The sequence below is a fragment of the Xanthomonas sp. NCPPB 1067 genome (assembly GCF_020783795.1).
Lineage (GTDB): Bacteria > Pseudomonadota > Gammaproteobacteria > Xanthomonadales > Xanthomonadaceae > Xanthomonas > Xanthomonas melonis.
On record NZ_JAJGQG010000003.1, the window covers coordinates 41457 to 57776 of the forward strand.

The following is a 16320-nucleotide window of genomic DNA, read 5'->3' on the forward strand; positions in this document are numbered from 1 at the left end:
CAGTGTCGTTGCGCTGCAGCGCCGTCGGCAGGCGAGTGCAAGCGGCTCGATGCATCCACAGCGGCCTCGGCGATGGGATCGGCAGCGCGACGGCAAACGATGCGCCTACCGTCCGCACGGGCCGTGACTCCTCGGTCGATGGGCCGATCATCATGCAGGCTGCTAGAATCCGCGCTCTGCCTTTGCCTTCCGATCGCACCGCCATGAGCCAGACCGCCACCGCGCCCGCCAATGCCGAAAAGCGTTACACCGTGCACCGCGGCGACCTGCCGCTGAGCTGCCCGACGCCTGCGATGGCGCTGTGGAACTCGCATCCGCGCGTGTACCTGCCGATCGAGGACGAGCCCAACTGCGAGGCCAAGTGCCCGTATTGCGGCGCGCTGTTCGTGCTCGCCGACTGATACTGGCCGGATGCACCGCCTGACCGTGGTGCAACTGCTGCCGGCACTGCAGTCCGGCGGCGTCGAGCGCTCCACCCTGGAAATCGCCGCCGCCCTGGTGCAGGCGGGGCATCGCGCCGTGGTCGTGTCAGCCGGCGGTCGCCTGGTCCAGCCCTTGCTGGATGCCGGTGGCGAGCATCTGACCCTGGATATCGGCCGCAAGTCCTTGTTGACGCTGCGGCATGTGGTCGGCCTGCGCCGGCTGTTCGCCGGACTCGGGGCCGACATCGTGCATGCGCGCTCGCGGTTGCCGGCCTGGTTGGGGTGGTACGCGCTGCGCGGCATGCCGGCCGCGACGCGGCCGCGCTTCGTCACCACCGTCCACGGCCTCAACTCGCCCAGCCGCTACAGTGCGGTGATGACCTACGGCGAGCGGGTCATCTGCGTCTCGCGCACGGTGCGCGACTACGTGGGCACGCACTACCCGCGCACCGAGGCGGCCCGCCTGCGCACCATTGCGCGCGGCGTGGACATCGCCCAGTTTCCGCGCCGTCCGCGGCCGGATCGCCGCGCGCGCGCCTGGGTCCAGAGCCTGTTGCCCGGCCTGCCGGCCGAGGCGCCGCTGCTGTTGTTGCCGGGTCGCGGCACCCGCCTGAAGGGCCATGCCGACGGTCTGCAACTGCTGGCCGACGTGCGTGCGGCCGGCGTGGCGGCCTGGCTGTGGCTGCCGGGGGCGCGCGAACCCGGCCGCGAGGCCTATGTGCGCGAACTGGAGGCCGAGGCCGCCCGCTTGGGCGTGGCCGAGGCCGTGGCGTTCACCGAGCCCACCGCGCGCATCGCCGAGGCCTATGCCGCCAGCGATCTGGTGCTGCAACTGTCGCGCAAACCCGAAGCCTTCGGCCGCACCGTGGTCGAAGCCCTGTCGGTCGGGAGGCCGGTACTGGGCTGGGCACACGGCGGGGTCGGTGAACTGCTTGCCGAGCTGCAGCCATGCGGCGCGGTCGCGCCTTTCGATGCCGCAGACCTGTGCGCGCAGGCGCTGGCCCTGCTGCGGCAGGCGCCTGCGGCTCCGGCGGTCATTCCCTATACGTTGCAGGCCATGCAATCGGCCACCTTGAAGGTCTATGACGAACTCCGCCGCTGACGCCATGGCGCGCCCACCCGTATTGACCCCGGACGTCGGCCGCTGGGCGCCGGCCTGGGTGATCCTGTTCGTCGCGCTATGGCCCACGCCCGGGCTGGCCGAAACGGTGTTGTCGCTGGGCGCGGTGTTCGCCGCCTACCGTTTGCTGCACGCGCGCTTCCGCGGCGGTACCGGCTTGCTCAGCGGCGCGGCCTGGGCCCTGACCAGCGTGCTGTTCCTGGCCTACTGGCTGCCGCAGATGCTGTCGGCGTTCGATGCGGTGGATGCCGGCCGTGCATTGCGCAAGTCGGCCACGGATCTGCGCTACCTGCCGTTCATGTGGCTATGCGCGATCGCAGTGGCCAATGCGCAGCGCCGCCGTCGCACCTTCACCGGGCTGGCGGTGATCGGCGGGGTGTGGACACTGGACGCATTGGCGCAGGCGGTGATCGGCAGCAGCCCGCTGTTCTTCGGCCTGGATCAGCTCAAGCAACTGATCAGCGGCCATGGACTATGTACCGCGCAGGAGCTGGCGCTGGTGGACCGCCTCAGCGGTGCGCTGGGGCCATGCAACCTCAAGTTCGGGCAGACCCTGGCCAGCCTGTCGCCCTTCCTGTTGCTGGCGCTGGGGCGGCGCACGGTCTGGGCCTGGGGGAGCGCGGCGGCGGCGGTCGGCATCGTGCTGGTGCTGGCAGGTTCGCGCGCATCGTGGATCACCTATGCGGTGATCGTGCTGCTGTCCGGCTGGCAATTGCTGGGTGGCCGCCGGCTGCTGGCGGTAGCGGTGGCCGGCGCGCTGCTGGGCGGTGGCGTGGTGGCAGTGGCGCCGCAGGCGCGCGAGCGCATCCAGCGTACCGCCCTGGCGTTCGGCGATGGCGAACAGGGCGTGGACCAGGCCTTGTCCGGGCGTGCCCAGATCTGGGGTGCGGCACTGTGCATGATCGGCGAGCATCCGATCAATGGCGTGGGCGCGCGCGGCTTCCGTCAGGCGTACCCGGCCTGCAATCCGGCCCCGACCCAGGCGCCGGCCTGGGGCGATGGTCCGGCCTTCCATGCGCACCAGATCGTGCTGGAAATCCTGGCCGAAACCGGGGTGGTCGGGTTGCTGCTCTGGCTCGCCGGTGCGGCGCAGGCATGGCGCGCGTGGCGCTATTCGAGCGCGGCCGCACGCGAGCAGGCGCGTCCGGCGATGATCGCGCTGGTGGCAACGGTCTTCCCGCTCAACACGCACCTGGCGTTCTATTCCAGCTTCTGGGGCGGGTTGAGTCTGATGCTGGCCGGGTTGTATGCCGGCGCACTGCTCAACGACGATGGCGATCCGCCGCCGCGCTGAGCGATCGCGTGATGAAGTCCGGTCCGCGCACGCGGACCCGCCGGGTCATCGATAGAACGCGCTGCGCCCGCCGGGCTGGCGCTTGAAGCGGCGGTGGATCCACAAGTATTGATCCGGCGCTTCGCGCACCATGTCTTCGATCGCCGCATTGACCTGGGTGGTATCGGCGATCACGTCGTCGGACGGAATGCCCGCCAGCGGCGGTGCGATCTTGAGGATGTAGCGCCCGCCCTCGCGGCGATGGAAGTACGGCACCACCGCGCACCCGGTCAATCGCGCCAGTTGATGGGTGGCGGTGATGGTGGAGGCCGGATGGCCGAAGAACGGCACGAACACGGTGTCCTTGCCGCGCATGTCCTGGTCGGGTGCGTACCACAGGAAGCCGCCGCGCTTGAGATGCTTGATGGTGGCGCGCAGGTCTTCGTTGGCGAACATGTGCGTGGCATAGCGCAGACGCCCGCGCTTGACCGCCCATTCGAACACCGGATTGCGGTGCCTGCGGTACATGCCGGCCAGCGGCACGTACTCGCACAGCAGGCGTCCGCACATCTCCAGCGTCATGAAGTGGCCGGACACCAGCAGCACGCCGCGCTGCTGCTCCTGTAACCGCTGCAGATGCTCCAGGCCTTCGATCTGCACCCCCGGGCGAATCGCATCGATGCTGCCCCACCAGGCGCGCGCGAACTCGAACAGGCCCACACCCAGCGCATCGAAGCTGTCGCGCAGCAGTCGTGCCCGCCAGGCGTCGTCCTGTTCGGGGAAGCACAACTTGAGGTTCACTTCGGCAGCGCGACGGCGCGTGCCCGCCACGCGCATGGCGATCCAGCCCACGCCGCGCCCCACCGCGCGCTGCAGCGTCCAGGGCAGGCGGCCGGCCAGCACCATCACTGCGAGGCCAAGATACATGGGCCAGTGCCTGGGGTTGCGCAGGGAGGGGCGAACGGCGACGTTGGCGGACTCGGACATGCGGCAATTCTAAGGGATCGCGTGCACGCGGCAGCGTGCACATGCGCACGCCGGAGCGCTCCCGTATCCTGCACGGATGCGGAAAGACCCGATCGAATGGCTATTGCGTGGGCTGTACTCGGCGCTGTTGTATCTGTTGCTGCCGATCACGGTGTACCACCTGGTGTGGCGCGGCTTCCGCGTGCGCGAATACTTCAATCGCTGGAACGAGCGCTACGCGTCGTACACGCATGCCTGCGGCCGCCCGCGCGTCTGGGTGCATGCGGTGTCGGTGGGCGAGGTCAATGCGGCCGTGCCGCTGGTCAACGCCTTGCGCGCGCAGCGGCCGGATATCCGCTGGGTCATCACCACCATCACGCCGACCGGCTCCGAGCGCGTGCGCGCGGTCTGGGGTGATGCGGTGGATCACGTCTATCTTCCCTACGACGTGCCCGGCAGCGTGGGCCGTTTCCTGGAACATTTCCGCCCGCGGCTGGCCTTGATCCTGGAAACCGAGTTGTGGCCGAACATGTTGTTCGGTTGCCGCGATCGCAGGATTCCGCTGTACATCCTCAACGCCCGGCTGTCGGCACGCTCGCTGCGTGGCTACCGCGTGCTGGCACCGTTGATCAGTCGCGCGCTGCGCACGGTGACCTGCGTGGCGGCACAGTCGCAGGACGATGCAGAGCGTTTCATCACCCTGGGCGCGCGGGCCGACCAGGTGGTGGCGCTGGGCAACCTCAAGTTCGACATCGCCGCGCCTGCGCAATTGCCTGCACTGGTGGCGCAGTTCCGCGCGCATGTGCCGGCCACGCGACCGGTGTGGATCGCCGCCAGCACGCATGAAGGCGAGGAAGCGGCGGTGGCCGATATCCATGCGCGGCTGCTGGCGCAATTTCCCGATCTGCTGTTGCTGTGGGCGCCGCGTCACCCCGAACGTTTCGGCAAGGTGGAAGCACTGGCGCGCGAACGTGGTTGGTGCGTGGCCACGCGCAAGGCGCAGCAGTGGCCGCAGGCGCACGATGCGGTATTCGTCATCGATACCCTGGGCGAGCTGATGAGCTTCTATGCGTGCGCCCAGGTCGCCTTCGTCGGTGGCAGCCTGCAGCCGATCGGCGGGCACAACCTGCTCGAGCCGGCCGCCGTGGGCACCGCAGCGGTCACTGGTCCGCATCTGCACAACTTCTCCGAAATCTCGCGGCGCATGCGCGAGGCCGAAGCGGTTGCCATCTGCGATGACGCCGCTTGTGTCCACCGCGAACTGGCGCGCCTGCTGAGCGAGCCGGCGCAGCGCGAAGCCATGGTCGCCGCCGGCCTGGCGCTGGTCGCCAACGGCAAGGGCGCGGTGGCGCGCACGCTGGTGCAGATCGCGCCGGATCTGCCGCCGGTGGCCAGCGAGGGTGCGTTGCCGTGAGCCGCAGCAGCGCGCTGCCATTCGCGCGCGATCACGGGTCGGCAGGGGCCACCTCAGGCGCCGTGCACGCGCCTGCAGGCACTTGCCGTCGCAAACGAAAAAGGCGGGCCTGAGCCCGCCTTCCCGGCAACATCTGCGCTGCGTTACTGCAGCGAGCCGCTGCCCTGCAGCCCGGCCTCGGCATCCTGCGACAACAGGCGGTTGACGTCCTGCAGGTCGGCGATATCCAGCTTGCCGATCGCCTGGCCCAGCAACAGCCGGTTCTGCAGGAAGGTGTAGCGCGCCTGCGCATAGGCCACCTGCGATTGATACAGCGTGCGCTGGTTCTGCACCACGTCCAACACGGTGCGGGTACCCACTTCCAGGCCGACCTGCGACGCGTCGTAGGCCGCCTGCGCCGAAACCACGGCCAGACGGCGCGCTTCCACCTCGCTGATGCCGGCGACCACGGTCTGGTAGGCATTGCGTGTATTGCGATCGAGCGCGCGCTTCTGCTGCTCGTAGGTGTCCTGCTGGATATCGCGGCGCGACAGCGCCTGGCGCACGGCCGACTGCGTGGCGCCACCGGCGAAGATCGGAATCGAGACGGTGAAGCCGATGGAGTCGGTGTCGATGTCGCGGCCCTGGGTGGTGAAGACGCCGCTTTCGGCAGCGCCGCCGCCCCAGCTATTGGTCCGCCCGATGTTGCCGTTCAGACTCACGGTGGGCAGGTGACCGGCGCGCGCGGCATTGACCTGCGCTTCGGCGGCGCTCACCTGCAGCTGCTGCGCTTTGAGTTCCGGGTTGTCGGCGATGGCGGTGGCCACCAATTGATCGACATTGCCGTAGGCCGCCGGCACCTCGGGGCGGAAGCTCTCCGGCAGCGAGCGCAAGGCCGTCACCGGCTGGCCGGTGAGTTCGGTCAGCGCCTGGTAGTAGTCCTTCAACAGGTTGCGCGCATTGATGGTGTCGGCGCGCGCCTGGTCGTACTGGGCACGCGCTTCGTGCACGTCGGTGATCGGCGCCAGGCCGACCTCCAGACGCTTGTCGGCGAAGTCGAACTGCTTCTTGGCCGCCGCCTCGTTGGTCTCCGCCGCTGCCAGCGACTCGATCCCCACCAACACCTGGAAGTACGCCGCCGAGGTGCGGGTGATCAGATTGTTGTTGGCCGACTGCAGGGTGAAATCCGCCGCTTTGGCGATCTCGCGCTGCGCGCGCAGATTGGAGAACTGCGCCCAGTTGAAGATGGTCTGGCTGCCCTGGATCTGCTGCGAGCGCGAGGAGGTGGTGATACGCCCGTCCAGCCCTTCGATCTCGCGATGCGCCTTGCTGTAGCTCGCCTGCCCATCCAGCTGCGGCAACAATGCCGCCCGGGCCTGCACCTGGCCCTCCCGATTCACCAGCCGGGTGGACTCGGCCACGGCCAGCTGCGGGTCGCCATTGCGGGCCATTTCGTAGACCTGCAGCAGATCGGTGGCGTGCGCCGCCATCGGTGACAGGGCGGCGGCCAGGGCCAGGGCGAGGGATCGGCGGATCATCGGGGGAGCTTCCTTGGAATCAGAATTGGAATCGGGGCGTCGGTGCGGCGCCCTGCAGATAGGCGAGGTCGGTTTCGAACAACGATTCGATGCGTGGCGCGTTGACCTCGCCACGGACCAGGACCGCTTCCATGACCGGATCGTGACCGCGCACCACGAACAGCCGGCCGTTCGGGCGCAGCCACTGCAGCCACTGGACCGGCAGGGTATCGACGGCGCCGGTCACGCAGATGGCATCGAAGCGACGCTCGCTCTGCCAGCCGAAGACGTCGGCGGTTTCGATGCGGACGTTGCTGCCCAGGCCGGTACGGTCCAGGTTGGCGCGTGCGGCGGCAGCCAATGCCGGGTCGATCTCCAGGCTAACCACTTCGCGGGCCAGTGCTGCCAGGCAGGCAGTGGAAAACCCGCTGCCGGTGCCGACTTCCAGCACGTCTTCGCCCGGTTGCAGATCCAGCGCCTGCAGCATGCGGCCTTCGATCACCGGCTTCATCATCTTGTGGCCGGCCGACAGCGGAATTTCCACGTCGACATAGGCCAGCGTCTTGTAGGCCTCCGGCACGAAAGCTTCGCGCGGCATGCGCGCCAGCACGTCGAGCACGCGCAGGTCCAGCACGTCCCACGGCCGGATCTGCTGTTCGACCATTTTTTCGCGGGCCTGGGTGAAATCGATCGTCATGGTGCGGTTATCCAACACGGTGGGGCGGACATTTTACCGGTGCGCGGGGCGGCTGGTGCATCTAGCATCGCCGCGCACCGACGGCCGGCGCAGTGCCGGAAGTCACCGCCACCAAAGGCGCTGGCCGGTCAGCGCGACGCATAGGCCTTCAAGAAGAAATCCACACTCGAGGTGATGTGCTCATCCACCTGTGCGCGGCTGGGTTGGCCGTGCAGCCCGCACATCATCAATGCATACAGTTCGCCCTTGAGCAGGCAGAAGAACTGCGAAGCGGCGCGTGCCAGGTCGGGAATGTCGAGCTGTCCGTCGGCCACCCGCGCGGCCAGAAAGTCCGCCAGTGCCTGTTGTGTTCGCTTGGGGCCCGCGTCCCAGAACATTTCGCGCACATGCACGTCGCCGGTCCCCGGCGCCATCATCATGCGGTGGGTGGAAATGGCCGATTCGGTGCTGACCATGGCGAAGAACGCATGGGCGATCTCGGTCAGCTGGTCGCGCAATGCACCCTTGGGCGCGTGATCGAACAGGTCGTCCGGCATCATGTGCTGGCATTGCGCACGGATGGCCTCGGAAAACAGGCTCTCCTTGTCGCCGAAATGGCTGTACACGGTCAGCTTGGAGACGCCGGCCTGGGCGGCGATCCCGTCCATGCTGACGCCGGCATAGCCCTGCTCCATGAACAGGGCGCGCGCAGCGTCGAGGATCGCGGCGCGCTTGCCGAGGTCTTTGGGACGTCCGGGACCGTTGCTCCTGGCCTTGGACTTGAGGGGGGGCGAGCTGGACATGCGCTCAATACTAGACCATCCGGTTCTATATTTATACTGGAAGGGCTGAACGCATCAGCACGAATGCGCGCCCCATCCGGCCCACCCATCTCCGCCACGCCGTGGCAGATGAGTACGCGCGCAGATGGCGGGAATTCCACGCGATCGCTCGCAGCTGCGGCGCATGGCAATCGTGATGATCCATCACGGTTACATTTGTATGCTCCCGGTGTCATGGTGCGCCCGGCAGCTGTGGGGGATGTACCTAAGGCGGGGCAAAAATCCCGGTGCTAGATTGGCGCAACGCCCGCCGGCGCTTGCCGCAGGGCAACTCCATCGGGCATGGACGGGGGAAGGGAGCGTGGACAGGATCGGGGCGGATGCGCAGGCAGGCTGCGTTCGCGGCACAGGCGTGTCGCGGGCGGTCATTGCCTGGCTATGGATCCTGCTGTGCTGCCAGGGACTGGGAATCCTGCCGGCTGCCGCGCAGCCGCTGGAGCACACCGCCTATCACACCGTCACCCGCTGGAACATGGACGACGGCTTGCCGCACAACCTGGTGCACGCCGTCGCCCAGGGCGAGGACGGGCTGATCTGGGTCGGCACCTGGGAAGGTGTGGCGCGCTTCAACGGCCGCGATTTCACCGTCTACGACCGCCAGAACACGCCAGGAGCGGAACTGGGCGGGGTCTTCGTGGTGGTGCGCGACGGCGCCGGCATGCTGTTCGGCACCGCCTTCGATGGCGTCTACCACTATCAGGATGGCCGCTGGCGACAGCTGGGCGACGCCTCGGCCCGCCATCTGGCGGTGAGCGCGCTGCTGCGTCGCACCGACGGCGCGTTATGGGTGGGAACTCCGCAGACGCTGTACCGCATCGAGCCGGACGGTCGGTTGCTGGATATCGGCCGCCAGGCAGGGCTGCCGCGCGCACGGATCACCGCCCTGCAGGCCGACGACGGCGGCGATGTCTGGATCGGCACCGAGGTCGGGCTGTATCGCCTGCCGGCGGCGGGAGGGGCGGTCGAGGCCTGGGGGGCGGCGCACGGCATGCGGGCCGCGCCCGTGCGACGCCTGGCCAGCGATCGCAACGGCGGCCTGCTGGTCGCCGGCGATGACGGCGTGTGGTGGTGGAGCCGCGGCGGCGGCCTGCAGCGCTTCCGCCAGGGTGAGCGGGTGGATGCCTTGCTGCTGGATCGGCGCGGACATCTGTGGATGAGCCTGCCGACCGGCACCCTGGTGGTCCACAGCAGTGCGCAGGCGCAGGACGAACAGATCGCCATTTCCGGCGTGGCCAGCCCGGCCTTGCTGGAAGATGCCGAAGGTCTGATCTGGGTCGGCAGCACGCATGGCCTGTTCCGCATCGCCGAAGGCGCCGCGCACGGCATTACCCAGGCCGATGGATTGGCGTCGGACTACGTGCGCACGGTCCTGCAGACCGCCGACGGCACGGTGTGGGTGGGCAGTGCGGTGGGCCTGGATCGCTGGCGCGACGGCCGGATCGACCGGGTCGCCTTGCTGCCCAGCGACGATGGACGCGTGCTGGAGCAATCGGTGCTGTCGCTGGCCGATGCGGGAGACGGCGGCGTCTGGGCCGGAACGTACAGCCAGGGCGTGCTGCGCCTGGATGCGCAGGGCCAGGTGCGCACGCGCATCGGGGCGGCTGACGGCCTGCCGTCGCTGTCGGTGCGTGCGGTGCTGCCGGACGGCGAGGACCTGTGGATCGGCACCACCGGTGGCCTGGTGCGCTGGCGCCAGGGCAAGGCGCACCGATACACCGCTGCAGATGGCGTGCCCGACGGTTCGGTGCAGGCGCTGTACCGTGATGCGCAAGGCGTGGTGTGGAGCGGTACCGACCGCGGCATGACCGCGTTGTCGCCCGACGGCAGCACGCGCGCGTGGCTGGGCGAGCAGGACTTCCCCGGACAGAACGCCTTCGATTTCCTGCGCGATGCCGCTGGCGATCTGTGGATCGCCAGCGATCGCGGCCTGCTGCGCCTGCGCGGCGAACGCTTCCGCGTCTACGACCATCGCGTCGGACTGCCGCGCGACAAGGTGTTCCGGGTGATCGACGATGGCCGCGGTCATCTATGGTTGTCCAGCAATCACGGCGTGTTCCGCGTCGCACGCAGCGACTTCGATCAGATCGATGCCGGCACCCGCGAGCAATTGAGCGTGGAAGTGGTGGATCGCAGCGATGGCATGCCCAGCAACCAGGGCAACGGCAGCAGCGCGCCGGCCGGCTGGTTGACGCAGTCCGGGCAGCTGTTGTTTCCCACCTCCGCCGGCCTGGGCGTGATCGATCCTGCGCGGGTCGGTACCCTGCAGGGGCATCGCGTGCCGATCGTGTTCGAGCGTCTGCTGGTCGATGGCATGGTGCAGCCGCTGAGCGGGCCGCACCAGTTCGGCGCCGAAACCCGTCGCATCGCCATCGGCTATGCGGGGTTGAATTTCCGCGGCCCGGACAAGGTGCGCTACCGCTACCGGCTGGAGGGATTCGACCCGGATTGGGTGGATGCCGACGGTGCCACCGAGGCGGTATACACCAACCTGCCGCCGGGGCAGTTCCGTTTTCGGGTGCAGGCCATGTCGCTGCCGGTGGATTGGCGGCAGGCGGCGCTGCAAGGGGAGTCCAGCATGATGATCGCGCTGGCCCCACCGTGGTGGCGCCGCGGCGAAGTGATCGCACTGGGGCTGCTGCTGGCCGGTGGCCTGATCTATGCGTTCTACCTGTGGCGTACGGCCAGTTACCGCCATCGGCAGCGCCAGCTCAACACCGTCATCGATCGGCGGACACGCGAGTTGAGCGACAAGAACCTGGCCCTGCAACAGGCCAGTCAGGAGCGCGAAGCCCTGATGCGCCAGCTGGAGTATCGCGCCAGCCACGACGTGTTGACCGCGCTGCCGAACCGCCGCGAGGCCGAGCGCGTGCTGCAGCAATGGTTCGACGAAGCGCGGGCCGGTGGCGCGCCGCTGGCATTGGCGCTGATGGATATCGATCACTTCAAACGCATCAACGATGCGCACGGCCACGAGGTGGGCGATGCGGTGTTGTGCGCGGTCGCCGAAGTCCTGAGCGAACAGGGACAGGCGCGTTGTTTTGCCGCGCGCCACGGCGGCGAAGAATTCCTGCTGGCAGCCACTGGCCTGGATGCCGCGCAGGCGCGCATGCTGTTCGAAGGCATGCGGCAACGGCTGGCAGCGATCGAGATCGACGCGCACGGCAGCAGCGTGCGCTGCACCGCCAGCATGGGCATGGCGATGAGCGGGCAGGCGCCGACCCGGCGCGAGCTGCTCGCCCTGGCCGATCGCCGGCTGTATCAGGCCAAGCGGTTGGGGCGCGATCGGTTGGTGGACCAGTAATCGCAGCAGCGCGCCAGCGTCCGGGCTGGAGGGTCCGTACGCGCCCCGCTCAGGGCATGGGCGTGTCGGCCTGCGCGTTCAACAAGGCGACGAAGGCCTGCGCGGCGCGCGACAAGGTGCGCCCGCCGTGGGTCACGCAGCCCAGCTCACGCGACAGCGCCACATCGGTCACCGGTAGCGCCACGATCTGATGGTCGATCATGCGCTCGGGCAGCACGCTCCAGGCCAGGCCCACCGAGACCAGCATCTTGATCGTTTCCAGATAGTTGGTGGTCATGCGCAGGCGCGGGGTCACCCCACGATCGGCGAACAGGCCGGCGACGATGCGATGGGTGAAGGTGCCTGCGTCCGGCAGGACCGCTGGATACGCCGCCACGTCGTCCAGCGTCACCTCGCGCAAACCGGCCAAGGGATGGTCCGGGGCGACGACGACCTGCAGGCGGTCGTGCCAGATCGATTGCGCACGCAGCGGCGCACGCGTGTCAGGTGCCAGCGTGGTCACCGCCAGCTCCACCTCGCCGCGCAGTACCGCCGCATATGCCAACTCCGAATCCAGGAACTGGATGTCCAGTGCTGCCTGTGGCTGCTGCGCGGCAAACTGGCGAAGCAGCGCCGGCAGACGATGCAGGCCGACATGGTGACTGGTGGCCAGGCTCAGACGGCCGCCGACTGCCGCACCCAGATGCTCCAGCACGCGGCGGGTGTCTTCCAGCTCTGACAGGATGCGCTGGGCGCGCGGCAGCAGGGCCTGTCCCGCTTCGGTCAGCACGACCTGGCGGCCCAGGCGATCGAACAGCCGTGCGGACAGTTGTGCTTCAAGCACCGCGATGCGCTTGCTCACCGCCGGTTGGGTCAGGTGCAGCGACTCGCCTGCCCCAGAAAAACTGCCGCTCTCGGCGATCGCCACGAACGCGCTCAGATTCGCGAGGTCCAAAACATTCCTATAATTCATTCCTTGAATAAACAATATGAATTTGTGTTATCCGAGGCAAGCTCCTAGCATCGAACCCAGCCAGATGGGTTCGCCCACCCTTCGCCAACGGACCACGCAATGACTGCCAAGACCCTGTACGACAAATTGTGGGAAATGCACGAGGTCGCCCGCCGCGATGACGGCTCGTCGTTGATCTACATCGACCGCCACATCCTGCATGAAGTGACCTCGCCACAGGCCTTCGAGGGTCTGCGTCTGGCCGGGCGCAAGCCATGGCGGATCGATGCCAACATCGCCACGCCCGACCACAACGTGCCGACCACGCGGACCGAGCGCCAGGGCGGGCTGCAGGCGATCGCCGATGAAGTGTCGCGGCTGCAGGTGCAGACCCTGGACGAGAACTGCGACGATTTCGGCATCCTCGAGTTCAAGATGAACGATACCCGCCAGGGCATCGTGCACGTGGTCGGCCCCGAACAGGGCGCCACCTTGCCGGGCATGACCGTGGTCTGCGGCGATTCCCACACGTCCACGCACGGCGCATTCGGCGCGCTGGCGCACGGCATCGGCACCTCCGAGGTCGAGCACGTGCTGGCCACCCAGTGCCTGATCGCCAAGAAGATGAAGAACATGCAGGTGCGCGTCGAAGGCAGCTTGCCGTTCGGCGTCACCGCCAAGGACATCGTGCTGGCGGTGATCGGCAGGATCGGCACCGCCGGCGGCAACGGGCATGCGCTGGAATTTGCCGGCAGCGCCATTGCCGAGCTGTCGATGGAAGGGCGCATGACCATCTGCAACATGTCCATCGAAGCCGGGGCGCGTGTGGGCATGGTGGCGGTGGACGAAAAGACCATTGCCTACGTGCAAGGTCGCCCGTTCGCACCCAAGGGCGCCGAATGGGACGCGGCCGTCGCGTTGTGGCGCACGCTGGTGTCCGACCCAGGCGCGCACTTCGACACGGTGGTGGAACTGCGTGCCGAGGACATCAAGCCGCAGGTCAGCTGGGGGACCTCGCCGGAGATGGTGCTGGCGGTGGATCAGCAGGTGCCGGATCCCGCTGCCGAGCCGGATCCGACCAGGCGCGACTCGATCGAGCGCGCGCTCAAGTACATGGGCCTGCGCGCCAACCAGCCGATCACCGAGATCCGCCTGGATCGCGTGTTCATCGGTTCATGCACCAATTCGCGCATCGAGGACCTGCGTGCGGCCGCGGCGGTTGCCAGGGGCCGCAAGGTGGCCTCCACCATCAAGCAGGCGCTGGTGGTACCGGGCTCGGGCCTGGTCAAGGCGCAAGCCGAGGCCGAAGGCCTGGACAAGGTATTCCTGGAGGCCGGCTTCGAATGGCGCGAGCCAGGCTGCTCGATGTGCCTGGCGATGAATCCGGACAAGCTGGGCAGCGGCGAGCATTGCGCTTCCACCTCCAACCGCAATTTCGAAGGTCGCCAGGGTGCCGGTGGCCGCACCCACCTGGTCAGCCCGGCGATGGCCGCCGCAGCGGCGGTGAGCGGGCATTTTGTCGATGTGCGTGAGCTTGGGGATTCGGGAATGGGGATTCGGGATTCGTAAAAAGCGCTCCGCCATCCCCAGCCTTTTCGAATCCCCAATCCCAAATCCCAAATCCCGGCCTCTCTCAATGACTCCTTTTACCCAACACACCGGACTGGTGGCGCCGCTGGATCGCGCCAATGTCGACACCGACCAGATCATTCCCAAGCAATTCCTGAAATCGATCAAGCGCACCGGTTTCGGGCCCAACCTGTTCGACGAGTGGCGGTACCTGGATATCGGCGAGCCGGGGCGCGACAACAGCACGCGCCCCCTCAACCCGGATTTCGTGCTCAACTTCCCGCGCTACCAGGGCGCCAGCGTGCTGCTGGCGCGCGAGAACTTCGGCTGCGGCTCCTCGCGCGAACATGCGCCGTGGGCGCTGGACGAATACGGATTCCGCACGGTCATCGCGCCCAGCTTTGCCGACATCTTCTACAACAACAGCTTCAAGAACGGTCTGTTGCCGATCGTACTGGCCGAAGCCGACGTGGATGCCTTGTTCGCGCAGTGCTTTCGCACCGAAGGCTACCAACTCACCGTGGATCTGGATGCGCAGCGCGTGCGCCGGCCCGATGGCGTGGAGTACGCCTTCGAGATCGACGCGTTCCGCAAGCATTGCCTGCTCAATGGCCTGGACGATATCGGCCTGACCTTGCAGGACGCCGAGGCGATCGACCGGTTCGAGCAGGCCCATCGTGCACGACAGCCCTGGCTGTTCGGGGCGCTGCGCTGATCTGCACGCAGGCCGGTACGGCCCATCGACATCTGGCGCCGCGGCGCCGACCCACGAGGATTGCATGAGCAAGCAGATTCTGATTCTTCCCGGTGACGGCATCGGGCCGGAAATCATGGCCGAAGCGGTCAAGGTGCTGACGCGGATCGACGCGCAGTACGGTCTTGGCTACAGCCTGGTGTACGACGACCTGGGCGGCGCCGCGTACGACAAGTACGGTAGCCCGCTGGCCGATGAAACGCTGGAGCGCGCGCGCGCTGCCGATGCGGTGCTGCTGGGCGCGGTGGGTGGCCCGCAATGGGACACCATCGACCCGGCGCTGCGCCCCGAGCGCGGGCTGCTGAAGATCCGCTCGCAGTTGGGCCTGTTCGCGAACCTGCGCCCGGCCCTGCTGTATCCGCAGTTGGCCGAGGCGTCCACGCTCAAGCCCGAGATCGTGGCCGGGCTGGATCTGCTGATCCTGCGCGAGCTCACCGGCGGCATCTATTTCGGCCAGCCGCGCGGCAATCGCACCTTGGACAATGGCGAGCGCCAGGCCTACGACACCTTGCCCTACAGCGAAAGCGAGATCCGCCGCATCGCCAAGGCGGGCTTCGAGATGGCGCGCCTGCGCGGCAAGAAGCTGTGCTCGGTCGACAAGGCCAATGTGCTGGCATCGAGCCAGCTGTGGCGTGCAGTGGTCGAAGAAGTGGCCAAGGACTACCCGGATATCGCGCTGTCGCACATGTATGTCGACAATGCCGCGATGCAGCTGGTGCGCGCGCCCAAGCAGTTCGACGTGATCGTGACCGACAACATGTTCGGCGACATTTTGTCCGACCAGGCGTCGATGCTCACCGGTTCGATCGGCATGCTGCCGTCGGCGTCACTGGATGCCGACAGCAAGGGCATGTACGAACCCTGCCATGGCTCGGCTCCGGATATTGCGGGGCAGGGCATCGCCAATCCGCTGGCGACGATTCTGTCGGTGGCGATGATGTTGCGCTATACGTTTGCGCAATCTGCCGCAGCAGATGCGATCGAGCAAGCGGTCGGCAAGGTGCTCGACCAAGGCCTGCGCACTGCCGATATCTGGTCCCAAGGCACGACCAGGGTGGGTACGGTGGCAATGGGCGACGCGGTGGTGGCTGCGTTATAAAGCTTTGGTTGGATGTATCGTTTTTTCGAAGTACTGGCGGTCATAGCCCTGTTTGGGCGATGGCCGCTTTCGTTTTTGGGCTTATCGATGGCGCGGTGCCGCATCCAGTGGCAGGACACGTCGTAAATCCGTCCGTGGAGGCTCAGTGGTGGCATCCATGCTGCCACATGGTCCCGCCCCTGGACGCGCCACCGCGCTTCCATTCTTTGCGGTTGCTCATGGGCAAGCAACGCCCGTTGTAGGCGTAATGCTTTCGATTCAGCAGTCGATAGTCGATGCAGTTCGTCTGTCGCTTTGCCATGATTCCGCCAGCGAAGGGCGCGCTCCAAAGCATGATCAATCAACCAAGGAACGCTTTTCCTTCAGTTACCGACTCAAACCGGAGGTGCTTGCGCGCGTACCGGCGTGGGACCTTACGCGGCATGGATGCCGCGTAAGAGCCTACAGGGACGTACTT

At 67.4% G+C, this 16320-nt stretch carries 13 protein-coding genes; 8 read left to right on the plus strand and 5 right to left on the minus strand.

The window, feature by feature from the left end; translation table 11 throughout:
* Positions 1-203: 203 nt before the first annotated feature.
* The 3 genes from LL962_RS03455 to LL962_RS03465 are packed head-to-tail and all read left to right on the plus strand — an operon-like array spanning position 204 to position 2836.
* Complete coding sequence (locus tag LL962_RS03455; RefSeq protein WP_011038440.1) at positions 204-401, plus strand: zinc-finger domain-containing protein; 198 nt, start codon at positions 204-206, stop codon at positions 399-401.
* Positions 402-411: 10 nt separating this feature from the next.
* Positions 412-1524, plus strand: a complete 1113-nt coding sequence (locus LL962_RS03460; RefSeq protein WP_228315917.1) for a glycosyltransferase — start codon at positions 412-414, stop codon at positions 1522-1524.
* Positions 1505-2836 carry an O-antigen ligase family protein gene (locus LL962_RS03465; RefSeq protein WP_228315918.1) on the plus strand — a complete coding sequence of 444 codons (1332 nt, stop codon included), beginning with the start codon at positions 1505-1507 and terminating at the stop codon, positions 2834-2836. The genes LL962_RS03460 and LL962_RS03465 overlap by 20 nt, the downstream gene beginning before the upstream one ends.
* 45 nt (positions 2837-2881) lie before the next feature.
* On the opposite strand, the gene LL962_RS03470 is transcribed toward LL962_RS03465, so the two are convergent.
* A complete protein-coding gene (locus tag LL962_RS03470; RefSeq protein WP_228315919.1) occupies positions 2882-3802 on the minus strand; it encodes an LpxL/LpxP family Kdo(2)-lipid IV(A) lauroyl/palmitoleoyl acyltransferase in 921 nt (306 codons plus the stop codon).
* 76 nt (positions 3803-3878) lie between these two features.
* On the opposite strand from LL962_RS03470, the gene waaA reads away from it, so the two are divergent.
* The gene (waaA, locus tag LL962_RS03475) at positions 3879-5195 is read left to right on the plus strand and encodes a lipid IV(A) 3-deoxy-D-manno-octulosonic acid transferase (protein WP_228315920.1); all 1317 of its coding nucleotides are present in this window, start codon (positions 3879-3881) and stop codon (positions 5193-5195) included.
* Between the two features lie 143 nt (positions 5196-5338).
* Here waaA and LL962_RS03480 read toward each other — a convergent pair whose 3' ends face one another.
* The 3 genes from LL962_RS03480 to LL962_RS03490 all read right to left on the minus strand — a co-directional run bounded on the left by LL962_RS03480 (position 5339) and on the right by LL962_RS03490 (position 8170).
* A complete protein-coding gene (locus LL962_RS03480) occupies positions 5339-6712 on the minus strand; it encodes a TolC family outer membrane protein (RefSeq protein ID WP_228315921.1) in 1374 nt (457 codons plus the stop codon).
* 19 nt (positions 6713-6731) lie between these two features.
* Positions 6732-7388, minus strand: coding sequence for a protein-L-isoaspartate O-methyltransferase family protein (locus LL962_RS03485; RefSeq protein ID WP_104586801.1), 657 nt, complete (start codon positions 7386-7388; stop codon positions 6732-6734).
* Between the two features lie 128 nt (positions 7389-7516).
* Positions 7517-8170 (minus strand): TetR/AcrR family transcriptional regulator, encoded by a 654-nt coding sequence (locus tag LL962_RS03490; RefSeq protein WP_104586800.1) that lies wholly within the window; start codon positions 8168-8170, stop codon positions 7517-7519.
* 349 nt (positions 8171-8519) lie between these two features.
* Between LL962_RS03490 and LL962_RS03495 the strand changes: the two genes are divergently transcribed.
* Positions 8520-11510 carry a two-component regulator propeller domain-containing protein gene (locus tag LL962_RS03495; RefSeq protein WP_228316027.1) on the plus strand — a complete coding sequence of 997 codons (2991 nt, stop codon included), beginning with the start codon at positions 8520-8522 and terminating at the stop codon, positions 11508-11510.
* Positions 11511-11559: 49 nt separating this feature from the next.
* Here the strand turns inward: LL962_RS03495 and LL962_RS03500 are convergent, their stop codons facing one another.
* A complete protein-coding gene (locus LL962_RS03500; protein WP_228315922.1) occupies positions 11560-12444 on the minus strand; it encodes a LysR family transcriptional regulator in 885 nt (294 codons plus the stop codon).
* 117 nt (positions 12445-12561) lie between these two features.
* Between LL962_RS03500 and leuC the strand changes: the two genes are divergently transcribed.
* The 3 genes from leuC (at position 12562) to leuB (ending at position 15863) form a co-directional block, all read left to right on the plus strand.
* Positions 12562-14010 carry a 3-isopropylmalate dehydratase large subunit gene (gene leuC / locus LL962_RS03505; protein ID WP_228315923.1) on the plus strand — a complete coding sequence of 483 codons (1449 nt, stop codon included), beginning with the start codon at positions 12562-12564 and terminating at the stop codon, positions 14008-14010.
* 67 nt (positions 14011-14077) lie between these two features.
* Positions 14078-14725 (plus strand): 3-isopropylmalate dehydratase small subunit, encoded by a 648-nt coding sequence (leuD, locus tag LL962_RS03510; RefSeq protein ID WP_228315924.1) that lies wholly within the window; start codon positions 14078-14080, stop codon positions 14723-14725.
* Positions 14726-14789: 64 nt separating this feature from the next.
* Entirely contained in the window at positions 14790-15863 is a 1074-nt protein-coding gene (gene leuB / locus LL962_RS03515) for a 3-isopropylmalate dehydrogenase (RefSeq protein ID WP_228315925.1), read from the plus strand.
* The last annotated feature ends 457 nt before the right edge of the window (positions 15864-16320 follow it).

What these genes read in the sequence shown, in the direction of transcription:
- LL962_RS03455 (WP_011038440.1), top strand. Translation starts at nt 204, where the DNA reads ATGAGCCAGACCGCCACCGCGCCCGCCAATGCCGAAAAGCGTTACACC.
- LL962_RS03460 (WP_228315917.1), top strand. Translation starts at nt 412, where the DNA reads ATGCACCGCCTGACCGTGGTGCAACTGCTGCCGGCACTGCAGTCCGGC.
- LL962_RS03465 (WP_228315918.1), top strand. Translation starts at nt 1,505, where the DNA reads ATGACGAACTCCGCCGCTGACGCCATGGCGCGCCCACCCGTATTGACC.
- LL962_RS03470 (WP_228315919.1), bottom strand. Translation starts at nt 3,802, where the DNA reads ATGTCCGAGTCCGCCAACGTCGCCGTTCGCCCCTCCCTGCGCAACCCC.
- waaA (WP_228315920.1), top strand. Translation starts at nt 3,879, where the DNA reads ATGCGGAAAGACCCGATCGAATGGCTATTGCGTGGGCTGTACTCGGCG.
- LL962_RS03480 (WP_228315921.1), bottom strand. Translation starts at nt 6,712, where the DNA reads ATGATCCGCCGATCCCTCGCCCTGGCCCTGGCCGCCGCCCTGTCACCG.
- LL962_RS03485 (WP_104586801.1), bottom strand. Translation starts at nt 7,388, where the DNA reads ATGACGATCGATTTCACCCAGGCCCGCGAAAAAATGGTCGAACAGCAG.
- LL962_RS03490 (WP_104586800.1), bottom strand. Translation starts at nt 8,170, where the DNA reads ATGTCCAGCTCGCCCCCCCTCAAGTCCAAGGCCAGGAGCAACGGTCCC.
- leuC (WP_228315923.1), top strand. Translation starts at nt 12,562, where the DNA reads ATGACTGCCAAGACCCTGTACGACAAATTGTGGGAAATGCACGAGGTC.
- leuD (WP_228315924.1), top strand. Translation starts at nt 14,078, where the DNA reads ATGACTCCTTTTACCCAACACACCGGACTGGTGGCGCCGCTGGATCGC.
- leuB (WP_228315925.1), top strand. Translation starts at nt 14,790, where the DNA reads ATGAGCAAGCAGATTCTGATTCTTCCCGGTGACGGCATCGGGCCGGAA.